The organism is Halorussus amylolyticus, from assembly GCF_004143485.2.
In the GTDB taxonomy this organism is placed as follows: Archaea; Halobacteriota; Halobacteria; order Halobacteriales; family Haladaptataceae; genus Halorussus; species Halorussus amylolyticus.
In genome coordinates, this window is record NZ_ML974132.1 from 16,442 (window position 1) to 31,180 (window position 14,739).

Genomic DNA, 14,739 nt, shown 5'->3' on the forward strand with positions numbered 1-14,739 from the left:
GTATGGCAAGTCTGCGAGACCTCGGCCTGTCGGAGTACGAGGCCCGAGCGTACCGGTCGTTGCTCGACGCGGGACCGACAACCGCCAAGGAGTTGTCACGCGCGAGCGACGTGCCGATGGGTCGCATCTACGACGTGCTTTCGAGTCTGGAGACTCACAGTTTGGTGCGCTCACAGAGCGCGAGTCGTCCCAAGAAGTACGTCGCGGTCGAACCCGACACCGCGCTGAATCGGCTGTTGGAGGACAAAATCGCCGACCTCGAAGAGCAGGCCGACCAGTACGAGGGCATCGTGGACACCCTCTCGGACGAACTCGAAGCCGCCGAACCGGTCGAAGAGCAGTTCTGGACCGCGGCGGTCGGAGCCGAGGAGTCCATCGACCTGCTCGTAGAACGCCTCGACGCCGCCGACCGGCGAATCGTGATGGTTGTCGGCCGGTCGTCGGCGCAGTTCGACCTCGGAAACGTCGGCGACCTCGTGGCCGAACACCTCGACGCCGCGCTCGAACGCGGTGTCGAGGTGTCGCTCCTCATGACGCCCACGATGGTCGAGACGCTCCCCGAGAGCGTCGGCGAACTCTACGCCGAGACGCTCTCTGACCATCCCGAGTTCACGGTCCGGACCGCCGCGGGGGTTCAGGGGACGTTCAATCTCATCGACAGCGTCGAGGTGTGCATCGAGGTGGCGAACCCCCTGAATCCGGGCGAGCCGTTCGCGATGATAGACCTCAAGGACCCGGAATTCGCAGCCGACGTGCGCGAGGAGTTCGCGCCCCGGTGGGAGGAGGCCGAACCCCTCTCCATCGGCGGCTCGTGAACTCCGGCCGAGTTCGGTTCCGAAACTGCGGCCGACCGCTGTTCCGAGAACCGACACCGACCACCGTTCCGCGAACCGACACCGACCACGGGACGCGCCGCGTCTGCGCTCGCCACGCGAGCGCAGACGCACGCGGGGAGGAACGGGGCGCGGTGCCGTGCGGAGCGGTCGCGGGGCGGTCTCATAGGTACCGGGAGTAGCTAGCTAGCTTCTTTCCGCGTCAGTCACCGCGAGCTCAGGCGTCAAAAACGTCGTTACCTCACACTCAGCCACCGAAAACGCAGCCGCCTCAAATCCGATAGAGTCGCGTCGTCCAGAACTCCCGAAACGCGTCACCGAGCGCGGCCTCGGGCTTGCCGGTCGCATCGACCGCCGCGGTCGCGACCGCGCGGTCTTCGAACTCCCCCAGAAGCGTTCGCTCGCCCACGACGAACACCCGGTCTGCGTCCGCCGCCGAAATCGCGGCCTCGCACTTTTCGAGGTGGTCGTCTATCTGTGCATCGCGCCGACGCTCGAATCGGCCCTGCGAGAAGCCGCCCTTCGAGTGGTCGGATTTCACGTCGCTCTCGAACCCCTCGAAATCGACGCGCTCGCGCCCCTCGTAGGTGCCGAGCGCGAACACGTCCGAGCGCACGAGCGCGAGCGCGAACCGGCCGGTCGGCAGGAACCACTCGCGGTCGAGTCGGAAGCCGTCGGCCCACTCGGTGAAGGTGTCGGGCGCGACCGGCGGCGCGAGCGCGGCGCTGACGAGACCCGCGTCGTCGGCGACCGCGAGACACGGGGCGGCCCGGCCCACCAGCGAGGCGTGGCCGCCAAAGGCGTCCTCGACCGCCTCCGGGAGTCGGCGGTCGTCGTCCACCATCGCGGTCAGCGCGGCCTCCGGTTCGGTTTCGACCGAATCGAGTCGGTCGAGTATCGCGGCGAGTCGGTCGCCGCTGACGGTCTCGACGCCCCGAAAGTCGAGGTCGGCGTCGTCGGCGTCGTCGGCGTCGTGGCGTCCGACTCGGTCTTCGAGTTCCGCGATGCGGTCTTCGAGTCGGTTGACGCGCTCTTCGGCCTCCTGTCGGGCGGTCGCGGCCTCCGCCCGGCGCTCCTCCTCGGCCGCCGCCCGGCGTTCGAGGTGGCGGTTCTCTTCTTCGAGTTCGTCGATACGCGCCTTGAGGTCGGCGCGCCCGAGTAGCTCGTCGAGCATTCGCCGGAAACAGCGTCCGCGGGCGTGAAGTAGTTTCCCCTCCGAGTCGGTGTGGGATTTTCCTCCGAACGGGCGCGGATACGGGCTGTGTCGGGTCTCGAATCGGGAGCGAACGTCCGACTTCGCTCTCTGTGGGAGCGAAGAAAAGCCTCAAAACTATATAGTCTATTGCCTAAACTATATATTATGTGCGCCAACTTTATCCGGTTCAGACGGGTATCACCACACGACAATGAGCATGGAGGGGACCGGGGTACGAGCCGAATCGACCGACGCGACACCACGTGAAACCGCCGACACCGACGATTTCACAGTTCTGAGTGCCGACGCGGGCGCGCGAACGCTCGCGCACTTCGCGCACCCGAGAGCCGACACCGAGACCGCGCTAGCCATCGTTTCAGACCCGCACGTCTCGACCGGTAAGGAAGGGACGTGGAAGGTGTTCCACCGGACCGAGGAGCGACTCCGGGCCGCGCTCGCCGACGCAACCGCCCGCGAGGTGGACGGCGTGGTGTTCGCGGGCGACCTAACCGAAGACGGCAGGCCCGAGGACTTCGCGGGCGTCACCGACCTCCTCGGCGACCTCCGGATTCCCGCGGTCGCGGTGCCGGGCAACCACGACGTGCCGAAGTCGTTCAAGGCTCACGAGACGCCGCCGCTCTCGACGTTCGAGGATAGATTCACGCCGGGGGAACTCCCGTTCCGAGCGGCCTTCGGCGGCGTGGACGTGCTGGGACTCGACTCCGCCTCGGCCCCGGACGGGAGCCTCGACGCGACCCACGCCGGTTCGATTTCGGCCGCCCAGCGCGAGTGGCTCGACGCCGCGCTCGCCGAGTCCGACGCGGCGCTGGTCGTGACCCACCACAACCTCCCCGGGCTCGGTGACTGCTTCGGCGACGAATCGGCGGTGCCCCATCCGCCCGTCGAGGGTGCGGCGGCGTTCGCGCGAACTCTCGCGCGCCACGACGCGCTTCACGTCTCGGGCCACGTTCATCTCCCGGCCGTCACGCGGTGCGAGGGCGCGACCGGTGTGGTGTGTCCCGCGCTCTCGTCGTTCCCGCAGGCGTACACCCTCCTCGAAGTCGGCCCGGACGGGACCACTCTCAGTCTGGTCCCGGTCGCCGATTCGGAGGGGGTGGCCGAGGCGCACGAACTCGCCCGGACCCACTCGGCACGGAGCAGAACCGTCTCGGAGGTCGTGGCCGACCAGCTTTCGGACCTGCCGCTGGCTGACGAGCGGGACCGATAAAAGGAGCCGCGGGCGTCCGATTTAGCCGACGAGGTACTCCCACGTCTGCGGACCGACGACGCCATCGGCCGTGATGGCGCTCGCGCTCTGGAACGACTCGACCGCGCTCTGGGTTCCGGACCCGAAGACGCCGTCCACCGAGACGTCGTAGCCGTGCTTGTACCGGAGACTGTCCTGGGCCGCGCGGACGGCCTGATTCTCGTCGCCGCTGCTCGCGGTGACGACGAGTTCGTCCCACGTGTTCGGCCCGACGACGCCGTCGACGGCGAGACCGCTGTCCGACTGGAGGCTCTCGACGTTGGTCTCGACCTCGGTGCCGTAGATACCGTCGTGGTACTCTATCGGGTAGCCGTTGGCTTCGAGGAGGTACTGGACCGCGTACACGTCGCGGTTCTCGTCGCCGTTCGAGTACGTCGGCCATCCGGCGGAACCGCCGTCACCGCCGTCGCCACCGTCTCCACCGTCGCCGTCGTCCACTTCGCCGTCCACGAGGTCCATGAAGTAGTTCCAGTCGAACGTGTCGCCGGGGTCGACCTTCCCGTCGGTGACGCCCGTGCAGTCTTCGTTCGGAATCTGGTTGTGTCCGATGATACCGCCCTGCCCGTCGTAGGGGTCACACGGCGCGAGGTCGAACGTCGGGTGGCGCTTGGGCACGTCGTACTTGTCGCAGATGTGTGCGACCGCTTCGGCGGTCTGCTCGTAGATGTTGTCGTTGAAATCGGTGGAGTTGGCGTAGCCTTCGAGTTCGAAGTTGACGCCCGTGTCGTTGTACGACCCGTCGCCGCCGTTGGTCCACGCGATGTCCTCGATATCGACCATCTGCATGATTTGGCCGGGTTCGTTGCCGATGACGAAGTGGGAACTCACGTTCGCGTCGGGGTTCTCGAACCAACTGTAGCCCGCCTCGTAGGAGCCTTCGATGGTGTGCATGACTATCCATCGAACGTCCGACGACGACCGATTCGCGTCGGTGTAGTTGCTCGGGTCGGCCGACCGGTACACGTCGGTGACGCTCTCCTGTGCGGTCGCGGTCGATGCACTGGTGAGGACGGCGCTCGTGGTGATAGCGCCGCCAGCTAGCTTGACGAAGTTTCGTCTGGATTTCTCCATACATTTATTATCCACGTCTAAGTTAAAAATTTTTGGTCTAGCGGACAAAGATTCCTCTACTCGACATCTGAACCGGGGCGAAACGAAAAACTGTTGACTCTACTTCAGTCGGCCGCGACCGGCGTTCGACAGTCCACCATGTCGAGCACGTCGTCGAAGAAGCCGAGGGTGTCGTTCGGGCCGGGGTTCGCCTCGGGGTGATACTGGCGGGTCAAGACTCGGAGGTCGTCGCTCTCCAGACCTTCCGGGGTGTCGTCGTTGACGTTGACCTGCGTGACTTCGAGGTCGCCGGGGTCGGCGACCGTGTAGCCGTGGTTCTGCGTCGTCATCACGACCTTCTCCGAGCGGAGGTCCCGAACCGGCTGATTCACACCCCGGTGGCCGAAGTCCATCTTCGCGGTCGAGCCGCCGAGCGCTCGCGCGATGATTTGCTGGCCGAGACAGATGCCCGCGAGCGGCACCTCGCCGACGAACTCCGAGACCAGCGACTCGGCGGCCTCGAAGTTCGCGGGGTCGCCCGGGCCGTTCGAGATGAACAGCACGTCCGGGGCGAGGTCGGAGACCTCGCCCGGACTCACGTCGTAGGGCAGAACGTGGACGGTCGCGCCGCGTTCGACCAGCGACTTCACGATGCTCTCTTTTGCGCCGCAGTCCACCAGCGCGACCTCCGTGTCGGCGTCGCCGTCGCCGGGGTAGGTCTTCTGAGCCGACACGCTGACCTGCGCGCCGATGTCCGTGTAGTCGCTCATCCCCGGACACTCCGCGAGCGCGGCCTTCGCGTCCTCGGGCGAGGCGTCGGGTCCGGCCGAGACGCCGCACTTCATCGCACCGCCCTCTCGGATTTCGCCGACGAGGTCGCGGGTGTCGAGGCGGTCCACCGCGGGAACGCCCTCCTCGGTCAGCCACTCGGCCACGTCGTCGGTGAGTTCGCGCGCGACGACCGCGCGCGGGTGGACGCGGCCGCTCTCGAATCGCTCGCTTCGGACGCCGTAGTTCCCGATGAGGGGGTACGAGAACGTTAGCACCTGCTCCTCGTAGGAGGGGTCGGTGAGACTCTCTTCGTATCCCGTGTACGCGGTCGTGAACACTAGTTCCCCGTGGGACGTGCCCGGAGCGCGACAGCGCGCCGCCACCACACTGCCACCTTCGAGCGCGACGTATGCGTCCGACATTACGAGATTCATACGAAATACCGCCTCATAAACCTTGCTTTCGTAGTTAGATTACGAATTTCGTAATTGTCAAGTACCCTCACCGAGTAGCCTCGAATCTCGATGGACGAACTGGACCGCGAAATCCTGAGCATCTTGCGCCGAGACGCCCGAAAGCCCTACACCGAAATCGCCGACGCGGTCGGGACGAGCGAGGGAACGGTCCGCAACCGCGTCGAACGCATGGCCGACGAAGGCGTCATCGAGCGGTTCACGGTCGCCACCCGGACCGGGAACGTGAAAGCGATGATAGAACTCGACGTGGCGGTGGACGTGAACACCTCCGACCTCGGCGGCACGGTCGCCGACTGGGACCAGGTGGACTTCGTCTGGCAGGTCTCGGGCGAGGAGGACATCGTATTGGTTGTGGACGCCGCCGACACGCAGAGCGTGAACGAACTCATCACGCGCGCGAGGGAGTTGGAGGAGGTCGTGAACACGAAGACCCGCCTGATTCTGAACGAGACGTTGGGTTGAGAGACGACCATCAGAAGCCGTCACTTTACCTCGACGTGCCTCTCCTTCGATTCGAGTGACGCCCGGGCAGTTCGTTTCACGGTCCAAAAGAACTATCGCCCGTCGGTGGCACCCGTGGATATGAATCGGAATACTCGTCAGCGCACGAAACTGTCTCGGTGTCCGGACCCGCGGAAAACGCCCGCGAGTGATGCGCCGACCGGCGGTCGGTGATTCCGTGTCGGGAGACCACCCTCGGGCGGTGAACCGCCGGACCGTCCTCGGAGCTATCGCCGGTACCGGAGTCGCGTCGCTCGCGGGGTGTGGCGCTCTCGAAACCGGCGAGGACAGCGAGACGACCGAACTCGACGACGAAACAGCGCACGACCTGGCGGTGGCGTTCGCGCCGGCGCTGTACTTCGACGAAGAAGAGCGGTGGTTCCCGACCGACCCGCGACCCTACGAGAGCGATGCGGACGGCGAGACGGTCGTCGATGGGTTCGACGCGCTCGACGGGTACACCGAACTGTACGAGAGCGCCGAGGCTCCCCCGAACCCGACGGTGTTCTATCACGCGGTCCAGTACGAGAACTCGCCGCTGGCCGTCGTCCAGTACTGGTGCTACTCGGCGTTCGACCAGTTCACGACGAACTTCCACTGGCACGACTGGGAGGTCCTTCACGTGTTCGTAGACACGGCGGGCGGAGATTCCTCGGACGGTTCGGCGGGGTCCGAAACTATCGCGGTGGGAGACCCCCAACTCTACGTCGCCAGTTCCCACTCCCGGAAGGTGCCCAACAACGAGTTCCTCGACCCGGACCGCGAGATGGTCCCGCGCATCCTCTCGGAACTCGGTTCCCATTCGAGCGCGCTGTCGCTCAACGAGGAACGAGACGCCTTCCAGCGACTTCCGATTGGCGACACGCTGGCCGACATCACCAACAGCGCCATGGAGGCCGTCGAGGACCTCGCCGAGATTCCGATTGCGTACGGTCTTCCCCGCGACGAGGGGTCGCGATTACCCTTCGTCGTCCCGGAACTCGACGGCGCACCGCTTTACGACCACGAGCGACTCCCGTCGGTCGAACGTTCGAGTCTTATCGACGACGACCTGACCGTCCGGTCGCTCGACGCGCTCTCCTCGCCGCCGACCGACCTGCCGGAGCGCGAGACCGGACTGGTGTTCCAGCACGCCCGGCGGGACGAGTCGGAGCCGGACGTGGAGTACGAGCTGGTCCCCGCGGGCGAACTCGAACACATCGCCGACTTCACCGGTCCGCAACTCAGCTTCGAGTTCGCGGTTCCCGACTTCGTCGAGAACGCCGTCGCGGGCCACATCACGACGACGGGAGCGCCGTGGGACCAACCGCGTTACGACAATCCCGCGGCCGACATCTCCGACCCGAACCACCGCGAGGCGCTGGCCAACCGCTACGACGCCGTCGGGGAGGCCGCACCGATAAACCGCGTCTTCGCGACCGTCACAGAAGCGGTTACGTCCGACGACGCCCCCGAAGACGAGGGGCTGACGACCGAAGCGTCGACGGTCGAGGCGGTCGCCATGCTGGAGAGCGAACCGGAAGCGGTCCCGACCTTCGGCGGCGTCGCGGTCGTCCACGACGTTCCGGAGGGAGACCACCGACTGACGGTCAATGGCGCTGGGGCCGCCCCGCACAGCGAGACCGTGTCGGTCGCGGGGGACGACTCCGTCACTGCGGCGGGCGTCGGCGGAGAGATACCGCTCGTGGCCCGGGAAAACGCGACGAGGCTCGAAGTCGACCCTCGCGAAACCGACCGCGACCTCAGCGACCTCGCCGTCGAGGACGACTTCGCGGGACGGCTGTACGACGCGCCGCTAACGGGCCCCGACGCCGTCTACGTCCACCGGGGCGGCGCGTACACGACCGAAGTGAGAGATACCGACGACGAAGTGGGCGCGTTTCGCGTCAATCCGGGCGACGAGGCGGCGGTCAGAATCGACGAACCCCGGACGGGAACGGCCTCGCTCGCGACGTTTCTGGCGGACGTCGCCGAGGAGACGCGGGCCGAAGTCGCCGCTGTGGCCGACGACGATGATGGCAACGACGATGAGGACGGTGACGACGACGACCGACGAGGTGGCGGGTCCGAAAACGCCGTGCGCGGACTCACGCGGGCGCTGGCCGCCGTCGGCGACGCCGCTCGACGGGCCGCCGAGCGCGCCGAGTCAGACGACCGGGGCGGGGCGAACAAGCAACTCGAAACCGTCGAAACCCGACTCGAACACGTCGCGAACAGACTCGACGAGGCCCGCGAGGACCTTCCGGGCGGATTGTCCCGGGCGACCGACCGCCGACTCGCTCAGGCGCGCCGTCGCTCCGAGCAGGCGCGCAACGCCCGAAAACTCTGACCGGCGACCCCGCCGGTCTCGGACGGAGCTACGACGCCGGCACGAAATCCATCGGCGACGGGTCAGAACGAGAACGGCTACTTCGGCGGTTCGCCCACGCCCGGCGACTCCAGCCACTCCGGCTTCTGCAGGTATCCCTTCTCCTCGTGAATCTCTCGATAGAACCGCCTCACAGTTCGATTTACCACCCCGCGATGCACGCGGGGTTCGACCCGGCCGTCTCGAATCGCTTCGACCACCGCCTCGGGCGTGAACACCTCGGCGTCGATTCGGGTGTACGCCCGGCCCACCTCGACCGGGTAGTGGGCGTCGCTCCCGCCGACCAGCGGCAGGGCGTGATTCTCGGCGAGTCGCCGGACCCACTCCTCGGTCCGGGGGTGCTTGCCGTTGATTTCGATGGCGTCGAACTCCACGTCGGTGTTCCGAACCGTGCTGTTGCGGTACGGGTGGGCGATGATGGCGGCACAGTCGCGGTCGTGGGCCAACTCCACGGTCTCTTCTGGCGTGAGTTCGCCGGGTTCGGTCCGACGCGGCGGGTCGGGACCGACCACGAGGACGTGGCCGTGCGTGGTCGTGACTTCGACGCCCGGAATCGTGGCGGCGTAGCCGATTTCTGTCTCCGGGTCGCCGAGGTCGAACGCCCGGTAGTAATCGTGATTCGTGAGCGCCACGGCGTCGAGACCGCGCGCCCGCGCGGCCGCCGCCAGCAGGCGAACTCCGACCGGGTCGTAGTACGCCGCGAGGTCGTCGTGGCCGTGAAAGAACCGCGTGTGTGCGTGCAAATCGACGGAGAACACGCGTGGTCTAACGCGCCGGTAAACCTTTGGCTTTCTGCCCCGACGTTCGAGCCATGTCCGGGGAGGGCGAGGACGGGAAGGACGGAGCGACTGCTGGCGGCGACACCGACGCGACTACCGAGGAGTACACCGCGCTCGACCGCGTGGCGGTGCTGAACCCACAGAGCGGCGACGCCGACCACCGCGAGCAGGTCCGGACGCTGGCCGACGAGTACGGCTACACCGTGCTGGAGTCGAGCGCGGAAAACGAGCCGTTCGAGTTCGCTCGACTCGCGGGGGCCGCCGGGACCGACTGCGTGCTGGCCGCGGGCGGCGACGGGACGGTCAACGAAGTGGCTCGCGGACTCGACGCCGCGGGCGCGCTCGAAGACGTGACCTTCGGCGTCGTTCCCGCGGGGACCGGCAACAACTTCGCGCAGAACGTCGGCGTCGAGGACGTGCGCCACGCGTTCGAGGTGGCTGAGCGCGGCGAGCGACGGCGTATCGACGTGGCGACCGCGGACGGACGCCTCTTTCTGAACTCCTGTATCGCCGGGCTGACCGCCGACGCGAGCGCCGCCACCTCCTCGGAGATGAAGGCGCGACTCGGCGTGCTGGCCTACGTGATAAACGGTCTCCGAACCGCCGCGGAGTTCGACGGACTCCCGCTCGCGGTCGAAGCGACCGGACCGGAGGGCAAGGAGACGTGGACCGGCGAAGCGGTCGCTGTTCTGGTGGGCAACGCCCGCCGGTTCCCGGCCGAAGGGCGCTCGCAGGCGAACGTCGAGGACGGCCTGCTCGAAGTCACCATCGTCGAACGCATGCCGCCCGCGAATCTGCTGGAGGAGGCCGCGGTCCAGCGACTGTTCGGCGAGGAGACCGAGAACGTGACCCACCTCCGGGCGTCGGAACTCGACGTGGCGGTCCAGCGCGACGAGCCGGTCAGCTTCAGCTTCGACGGCGAGATGGGCGCGTACCGCTCGCTCGCGATTCGGACGCGACCGCGGGTGCTGGAGGTGTGCGTCGGCGAGGTGTACGACCCGAATCCCGAGTAAATCGCCTCGGGGTCAAGTGGTTTGAGAGACTTCGTCTCTCGTCATCACGGAAGATCGAAGATCTCCCGAACGACCCCGAGGCTTTCGCGTGGACTCCCGTTCTATGCCTCAACCGAGGCAGGGGGTATGTACTCCCCACTCACGTTCAACGTCCCGCGATTCAAGCGCACATCTACGGGTGCGCCTCCGTCGTCTGCGTTTTGCCGACGACGGAGATACCGATAGCCGATGTTCTTGGAAGCGTTGTAGTCGGCGTGGTTCTCATACCCGCACTGCTGACACTCGAACGACTCCCCGTTACGGTTATCGTCGTGGGTAAACCCACACGTCGAGCAACGCTTCGACGTGTTACGCGGGTCAACCTGCACAGCTTCGATGCCGTGTTCTTCGGCCTTGTATTCGACGTACTCGTAGAGGCGTCGGAACGCCCAGACATGTTGCCACGTCGCCTCGGGGATGTTTTCCCGAATGTGGGTCAAGTCCTCAAACGCGATGTGCGAACAGTCGTTCTCGACGGCCTCCTCGATAAGTTCGTTCGCCACCGTGTGCAGGTGTATCTCGAACCGCCCGTCCTCTTTCTGTGCGACTGACTCGATGTTTTCGTGGGCGTGGCGAGACCCACACTGTTGAAGCGAGCCACGACGCTTCTCGTACTCTCGTCGCCAATGGTTGAACTCGTCTGCCGACCAGAATTGCCCTGTTGAAGCGACCGCGAGGTTGTTGACCCCCAAATCCACACCAAGGACTGTTCTGTGCTTGGAATTGGATTCGGACGATTCCTCATCTGCTTCCATTTTTCGCATTGAGGCGTGGAGATACCAATCACCGTCGCGGTACTGCAAGTGCGCCATCCGAAACTCGAAGTCCTCGTCGGAGACGTACTTCGTCGGCGGTGTCTCCGAGTCGTCGGGGAGGATGTAGTCGCACTCGACGCGCCCGTCTACGGTCGAAAGAGAAACGTGGTCGCGGTGGAACGTCGCGCTTCGCTTGTCGTAGACCGCGCTATCGGCAGAAAAGTGCGGTCGTGACGTGTTCTCACCACGTTCGAGACGCGAGACTCCGCTTTTGATGGCTTCGACCGCCCTGCGAATCCCTTTTTGGACGAGATTCGCGGTGAGGTCGGTTTCGTCGCGGAGTCGGTCGTAGAGGGCGCGTTCGGCTTTGGCTTTCGAGGTGACGTGGTAGCCGTCGTCGCCGTGCCAGCACCATTCGCCTGCGGTGTTGGCGCAGTGTTTGAACTGCTCGACAGTCTCTCGAAGCGAATCATCGGCTCCTTCGGAAGTGTCGAGTTTGATGACGGCAGTACGACGGTATTCCATTGCGTTTTCACATATGCTGACGGTGTTACTTATATATTTGAAAGTCGGCCTGCCATCGTAGCGTGATTGGTGTCGGCTTCCTCCCCAACCTCAAGCGTCGGGGCATCCGCCTCGTACCGCCTGTGAACTACGTTTCGAGTCGGTAGCGGTACGGCGACGACTCGATGACAGTCACCTCGCCGTCGCGGGCGCGCCGACCGAGGACGGTCGCGATTTGGTGCGGGCTGTCGAACTGTTCGCCGGACGCTTCGAGCAACTGGAGAATCTCGCGCGCGGTCAGCGGCTCGTCGGGGTCGGCTCGGGCGACGACGGTCCGAATCCGCTCGTAGGTGGCCGCTCGGGAGGCCATATCGGGTTTTCGGTCGAATTACACTTAACTCTCAGTCAGCCGCGCGTCTGACGAGTGTCGCCTGACGGAGCTGTCAGGCCGGCGTGTCGTTCGGGCCGGTGAAGTCGCGCTCGCGGCGGTACTGCTCGACGAACTCGGCCACGTCGAAGTTCAGCATGTCCTCCTCGAACTGGGTCATCGCGTCGTCGTCCTCGGCGTGGCTCAGGGCGTGTTCCATGAGTTCGACCACGAGTTCGACCAGAATCTCGTGGAGTCGCCGCGAGTCGAAGTCGGCGACCCACACCAGCGCGTAGCCCACGTCCTGGTCGTCCTCGACGTTCTCGCTGACCACGTCGCCGGGGAACTCCTCCAAGACGATGCCCATCAGGTGAGTCGTGCCGAACTCGCCCATGTCGTCGTCGGTGTCGATGGTCTCGCGCAGAATCCCGACCAGAAACTCGGGGAAAAAACGCGACGGCGGGTGGATGTCGGTGACGACCGCGTGGGAGTCGCCGCACCGACAGTCGTACTCCCGCATTCCCATGTCGAGTTCGTGGACGTGGACCGACTCGCCGCAGGGGAGGTCGAGTTCGGCCCCTCGACCGCCCGGAACGCGCGGTTCTGCCATGCGAACCGGTTGGGGTTTCGGGCGTTTAAACGCCGCGACTGCGGGCGCGCCCGCAGTCGCGGCGTAACCGAGTTGCGCACCCGGCGTCGCATATCGCAATCTCGACCACTCGCTTAACACTTAACCCCGTGGCCGTTGCCGAGGAGATGGGGGAGACGAATGGCTACTTACGAACTACCCGAACTACCGTACGACTACGACGCGCTCGAACCCGCCATCGACCAGCGAATCATGGAACTCCATCACGACAAGCACCATCAGGGGTACGTCGATGGCGCGAACAGCGCGCTCGAAAAATTGGAAGGAATGCGCGAGAGCGGCGACTTCGGAGACGTGCGCGCGGTCAAGCGAAGCCTCGCGTTCAATCTCTCGGGCCACGTCAACCACACCGTGTTCTGGGAGAACATGCACCCCGACGGCGGCGGCGAACCCGACGGCGAACTCGCCGACGCGCTCGACGAGCACTTCGGGAGCTACGACGGTTTCACGCAGGATTTCTCGGAGGCCGCGAAGGGCGTCGAAGGCTCCGGATGGGGAATGTTAGTCTACGACCACATCGCCGACAAGCCGATGGTCGCGGCGGCCGAGAACCACCAGAATCAGCACCCACAGGGTGCGACGCCCCTGCTGGTCCTCGACGTGTGGGAACACGCCTACTACCTTCAGTACGAGAACAACCGCGGGGAGTACGTCGAGAACTTCTGGGACGTGGTGAACTGGGACGACGTGGCCCAACGCTACGACCACGCCATGCAGGCCGACCCGATTCCGATGGGCACTCACTAATGACCTGACGGCCCGGTCGAAACGTTCCGAAAGCGTCCCTACTTTCACACGACTCGCGGGCGGGCGCGAGGACTCGCGCCCGCCCGCGAGCGAGGACGAGAGACGGGCTTCGAGCCGAGAGGCGAGCTTCGACGACCTAGTGGCGTGCTATCAAACGCCTTCTCAAGCTTTAACACCGAGAAGTGACATATATAGGATGGAGGAATATTCATGCCTGAAGAATCCAACCCCGAACTGCCACCGCTTCCGTACGACTACGACGCGCTCGAACCTCACATCTCCGAGCAGGTGCTGACGTGGCATCACGACACTCACCATCAGGGCTACGTCAACGGTCTCGAAAGCGCCGAACAGACGCTCGCGGAGAACCGCGAGAGCGGCGACTACTCCAGCACCGGCGGCGCGCTCGGTAGCGTGACCCACAACGGTTCGGGTCACTACCTGCACACGCTGTTCTGGGACAACATGGACCCGAACGGCGGCGGCGAACCCGAGGGCGACCTCCTCGACCGCATCGAGGAGGACTTCGGCTCCTACGAGGGCTGGAAAGGCGAGTTCGAGGCGGCCGCGAGCGCCGCGGGCGGCTGGGCGCTCCTCGTCTACGACCCGGTCGCCAAGCAGCTCCGCAACGTCGCGGTAGACAAGCACGACCAGGGCGCGCTCTGGGGCGCACACCCGATTCTGGCGCTCGACGTGTGGGAGCACTCCTACTACTACGACTACGGCCCGGACCGCGGCGACTTCGTGAGCAACTTCTTCGAAGTCGTGGACTGGGACGCCGTCGCGGAGAACTACGAGAAGACGGTCGGCAACCACGAGTAACGACGACGCGTTCCGCGTCGAGTCCGTCCGAACCTCGCGTTTTCTTTCGACCCGACCGAGTAGCCGCGGGTGTCGCCGTCTCGACGCTGTGACTCGGACGCCGACGCCGAAACGACTCACTCCGGTCGGAACGAGTCAATGTGATGGTCGGCGACCACGTCCATCAGATCGTCGTAGAGCGTCCCGAAGTCGTAGCCCCCCTCGCGGCGGTCGAAGCTGGCGAACACCCCGATTCTCTGGGCGTCGTTCGATAGAAACGTCCGGAACTGCTCGTAGCCGTCGAAGCCCCGGACGGTGTACTCGTAGGAGGTGTAGTGGAGGTCGGCGTAGGTGTCGCGGGTGACGTAGCCGTACCGCTCGTTGTCCACGTACTTCGCCACGTTGAGGTCCGCGATTTTGCGCTCCACGTCGTCGCGGAGATACATCGATTCGTGGTCAGACTGGTCGAACAGCCACACGTCGCGGAGGGCGTCGCTTCCGAACGCGGTCAGCGTCCGGAGGAGAGCGTCCTTCCCGTCCCCACCCTGCGCTCCTGTGTCAGCACACATACTTGTTATCTCGTGTGACAAGGAGCCGCATAAAAATTCGGTTCCGCGATTCCGT

15 protein-coding genes are annotated in these 14,739 nt (G+C 65.3%); 7 read left to right on the forward strand and 8 right to left on the reverse strand.

The window, feature by feature from the left end; all coding sequences use genetic code 11:
* Positions 1 to 2 precede the first annotated feature (2 nt).
* Entirely contained in the window at positions 3 to 815 is an 813-nt protein-coding gene (locus EKH81_RS07230) for a TrmB family transcriptional regulator (protein WP_162224534.1), read from the forward strand.
* 289 nt (positions 816 to 1,104) lie between these two features.
* Here the strand turns inward: EKH81_RS07230 and EKH81_RS07235 are convergent, their stop codons facing one another.
* Positions 1,105 to 2,007: a Vms1/Ankzf1 family peptidyl-tRNA hydrolase gene (locus EKH81_RS07235; RefSeq protein WP_162224535.1), complete on the reverse strand. Its 903-nt coding sequence runs from the start codon at positions 2,005 to 2,007 to the stop codon at positions 1,105 to 1,107.
* A 232-nt stretch (positions 2,008 to 2,239) separates the two neighbouring features.
* Here EKH81_RS07235 and EKH81_RS07240 point away from each other — a divergent pair, with 232 nt between their 5' ends.
* Complete coding sequence (locus tag EKH81_RS07240) at positions 2,240 to 3,256, forward strand: metallophosphoesterase family protein (protein WP_162224536.1); 1,017 nt, start codon at positions 2,240 to 2,242, stop codon at positions 3,254 to 3,256.
* Between the two features lie 21 nt (positions 3,257 to 3,277).
* Here EKH81_RS07240 and EKH81_RS07245 read toward each other — a convergent pair whose 3' ends face one another.
* A complete protein-coding gene (locus EKH81_RS07245; protein WP_162224537.1) occupies positions 3,278 to 4,366 on the reverse strand; it encodes a peptidoglycan recognition protein family protein in 1,089 nt (362 codons plus the stop codon).
* Between the two features lie 104 nt (positions 4,367 to 4,470).
* Positions 4,471 to 5,538 (reverse strand): glutamine-hydrolyzing carbamoyl-phosphate synthase small subunit, encoded by a 1,068-nt coding sequence (gene carA, locus EKH81_RS07250; RefSeq protein ID WP_162224538.1) that lies wholly within the window; start codon positions 5,536 to 5,538, stop codon positions 4,471 to 4,473.
* A 102-nt stretch (positions 5,539 to 5,640) separates the two neighbouring features.
* Between carA and EKH81_RS07255 the strand changes: the two genes are divergently transcribed.
* Both EKH81_RS07255 and EKH81_RS07260 read left to right on the forward strand, forming a co-directional pair.
* Positions 5,641 to 6,054 carry an Lrp/AsnC family transcriptional regulator gene (locus EKH81_RS07255; protein ID WP_162224539.1) on the forward strand — a complete coding sequence of 138 codons (414 nt, stop codon included), beginning with the start codon at positions 5,641 to 5,643 and terminating at the stop codon, positions 6,052 to 6,054.
* Positions 6,055 to 6,244: 190 nt separating this feature from the next.
* A complete protein-coding gene (locus EKH81_RS07260) occupies positions 6,245 to 8,422 on the forward strand; it encodes a hypothetical protein (RefSeq protein WP_162224540.1) in 2,178 nt (725 codons plus the stop codon).
* A 77-nt stretch (positions 8,423 to 8,499) separates the two neighbouring features.
* Here the strand turns inward: EKH81_RS07260 and EKH81_RS07265 are convergent, their stop codons facing one another.
* On the reverse strand, positions 8,500 to 9,219 hold the full coding sequence (locus EKH81_RS07265) for a CehA/McbA family metallohydrolase (protein WP_162224541.1): 720 nt from the start codon (positions 9,217 to 9,219) through the stop codon (positions 8,500 to 8,502).
* A 53-nt stretch (positions 9,220 to 9,272) separates the two neighbouring features.
* Between EKH81_RS07265 and EKH81_RS07270 the strand changes: the two genes are divergently transcribed.
* Positions 9,273 to 10,253, forward strand: coding sequence for a diacylglycerol/lipid kinase family protein (locus tag EKH81_RS07270; RefSeq protein ID WP_162224542.1), 981 nt, complete (start codon positions 9,273 to 9,275; stop codon positions 10,251 to 10,253).
* A gap of 101 nt (positions 10,254 to 10,354) precedes the next feature.
* Here EKH81_RS07270 and EKH81_RS07275 read toward each other — a convergent pair whose 3' ends face one another.
* From EKH81_RS07275 to EKH81_RS07285, 3 genes are all read right to left on the reverse strand, one after another.
* Positions 10,355 to 11,572: an RNA-guided endonuclease InsQ/TnpB family protein gene (locus tag EKH81_RS07275; RefSeq protein ID WP_162224543.1), complete on the reverse strand. Its 1,218-nt coding sequence runs from the start codon at positions 11,570 to 11,572 to the stop codon at positions 10,355 to 10,357.
* Positions 11,573 to 11,699: 127 nt separating this feature from the next.
* Entirely contained in the window at positions 11,700 to 11,921 is a 222-nt protein-coding gene (locus EKH81_RS07280) for a hypothetical protein (protein ID WP_162224544.1), read from the reverse strand.
* 73 nt (positions 11,922 to 11,994) lie between these two features.
* Positions 11,995 to 12,528: a DUF5815 family protein gene (locus tag EKH81_RS07285; protein WP_162224545.1), complete on the reverse strand. Its 534-nt coding sequence runs from the start codon at positions 12,526 to 12,528 to the stop codon at positions 11,995 to 11,997.
* A gap of 159 nt (positions 12,529 to 12,687) precedes the next feature.
* On the opposite strand from EKH81_RS07285, the gene EKH81_RS07290 reads away from it, so the two are divergent.
* Both EKH81_RS07290 and sod read left to right on the forward strand, forming a co-directional pair.
* Entirely contained in the window at positions 12,688 to 13,314 is a 627-nt protein-coding gene (locus EKH81_RS07290; protein WP_162224546.1) for a superoxide dismutase, read from the forward strand.
* Between the two features lie 210 nt (positions 13,315 to 13,524).
* Entirely contained in the window at positions 13,525 to 14,136 is a 612-nt protein-coding gene (gene sod, locus EKH81_RS07295) for a superoxide dismutase (RefSeq protein WP_162224547.1), read from the forward strand.
* 116 nt (positions 14,137 to 14,252) lie between these two features.
* Here the strand turns inward: sod and EKH81_RS07300 are convergent, their stop codons facing one another.
* Positions 14,253 to 14,684, reverse strand: coding sequence for a DUF7522 family protein (locus tag EKH81_RS07300; protein WP_202935089.1), 432 nt, complete (start codon positions 14,682 to 14,684; stop codon positions 14,253 to 14,255).
* Positions 14,685 to 14,739: the final 55 nt, after the last annotated feature.

Bases quoted from the DNA above. Each gene is read 5' to 3' on its own strand.
- EKH81_RS07230 (WP_162224534.1), top strand. From the start codon at position 3: ATGGCAAGTCTGCGAGACCTCGGCCTGTCGGAGTACGAGGCCCGAGCG.
- EKH81_RS07235 (WP_162224535.1), bottom strand. From the start codon at position 2,007: ATGCTCGACGAGCTACTCGGGCGCGCCGACCTCAAGGCGCGTATCGAC.
- EKH81_RS07240 (WP_162224536.1), top strand. From the start codon at position 2,240: ATGAGCATGGAGGGGACCGGGGTACGAGCCGAATCGACCGACGCGACA.
- EKH81_RS07245 (WP_162224537.1), bottom strand. From the start codon at position 4,366: ATGGAGAAATCCAGACGAAACTTCGTCAAGCTAGCTGGCGGCGCTATC.
- carA (WP_162224538.1), bottom strand. From the start codon at position 5,538: ATGTCGGACGCATACGTCGCGCTCGAAGGTGGCAGTGTGGTGGCGGCG.
- EKH81_RS07255 (WP_162224539.1), top strand. From the start codon at position 5,641: ATGGACGAACTGGACCGCGAAATCCTGAGCATCTTGCGCCGAGACGCC.
- EKH81_RS07260 (WP_162224540.1), top strand. From the start codon at position 6,245: ATGCGCCGACCGGCGGTCGGTGATTCCGTGTCGGGAGACCACCCTCGG.
- EKH81_RS07270 (WP_162224542.1), top strand. From the start codon at position 9,273: ATGTCCGGGGAGGGCGAGGACGGGAAGGACGGAGCGACTGCTGGCGGC.
- EKH81_RS07275 (WP_162224543.1), bottom strand. From the start codon at position 11,572: ATGGAATACCGTCGTACTGCCGTCATCAAACTCGACACTTCCGAAGGA.
- EKH81_RS07280 (WP_162224544.1), bottom strand. From the start codon at position 11,921: ATGGCCTCCCGAGCGGCCACCTACGAGCGGATTCGGACCGTCGTCGCC.
- EKH81_RS07285 (WP_162224545.1), bottom strand. From the start codon at position 12,528: ATGGCAGAACCGCGCGTTCCGGGCGGTCGAGGGGCCGAACTCGACCTC.
- EKH81_RS07290 (WP_162224546.1), top strand. From the start codon at position 12,688: ATGGCTACTTACGAACTACCCGAACTACCGTACGACTACGACGCGCTC.
- sod (WP_162224547.1), top strand. From the start codon at position 13,525: ATGCCTGAAGAATCCAACCCCGAACTGCCACCGCTTCCGTACGACTAC.
- EKH81_RS07300 (WP_202935089.1), bottom strand. From the start codon at position 14,684: ATGTGTGCTGACACAGGAGCGCAGGGTGGGGACGGGAAGGACGCTCTC.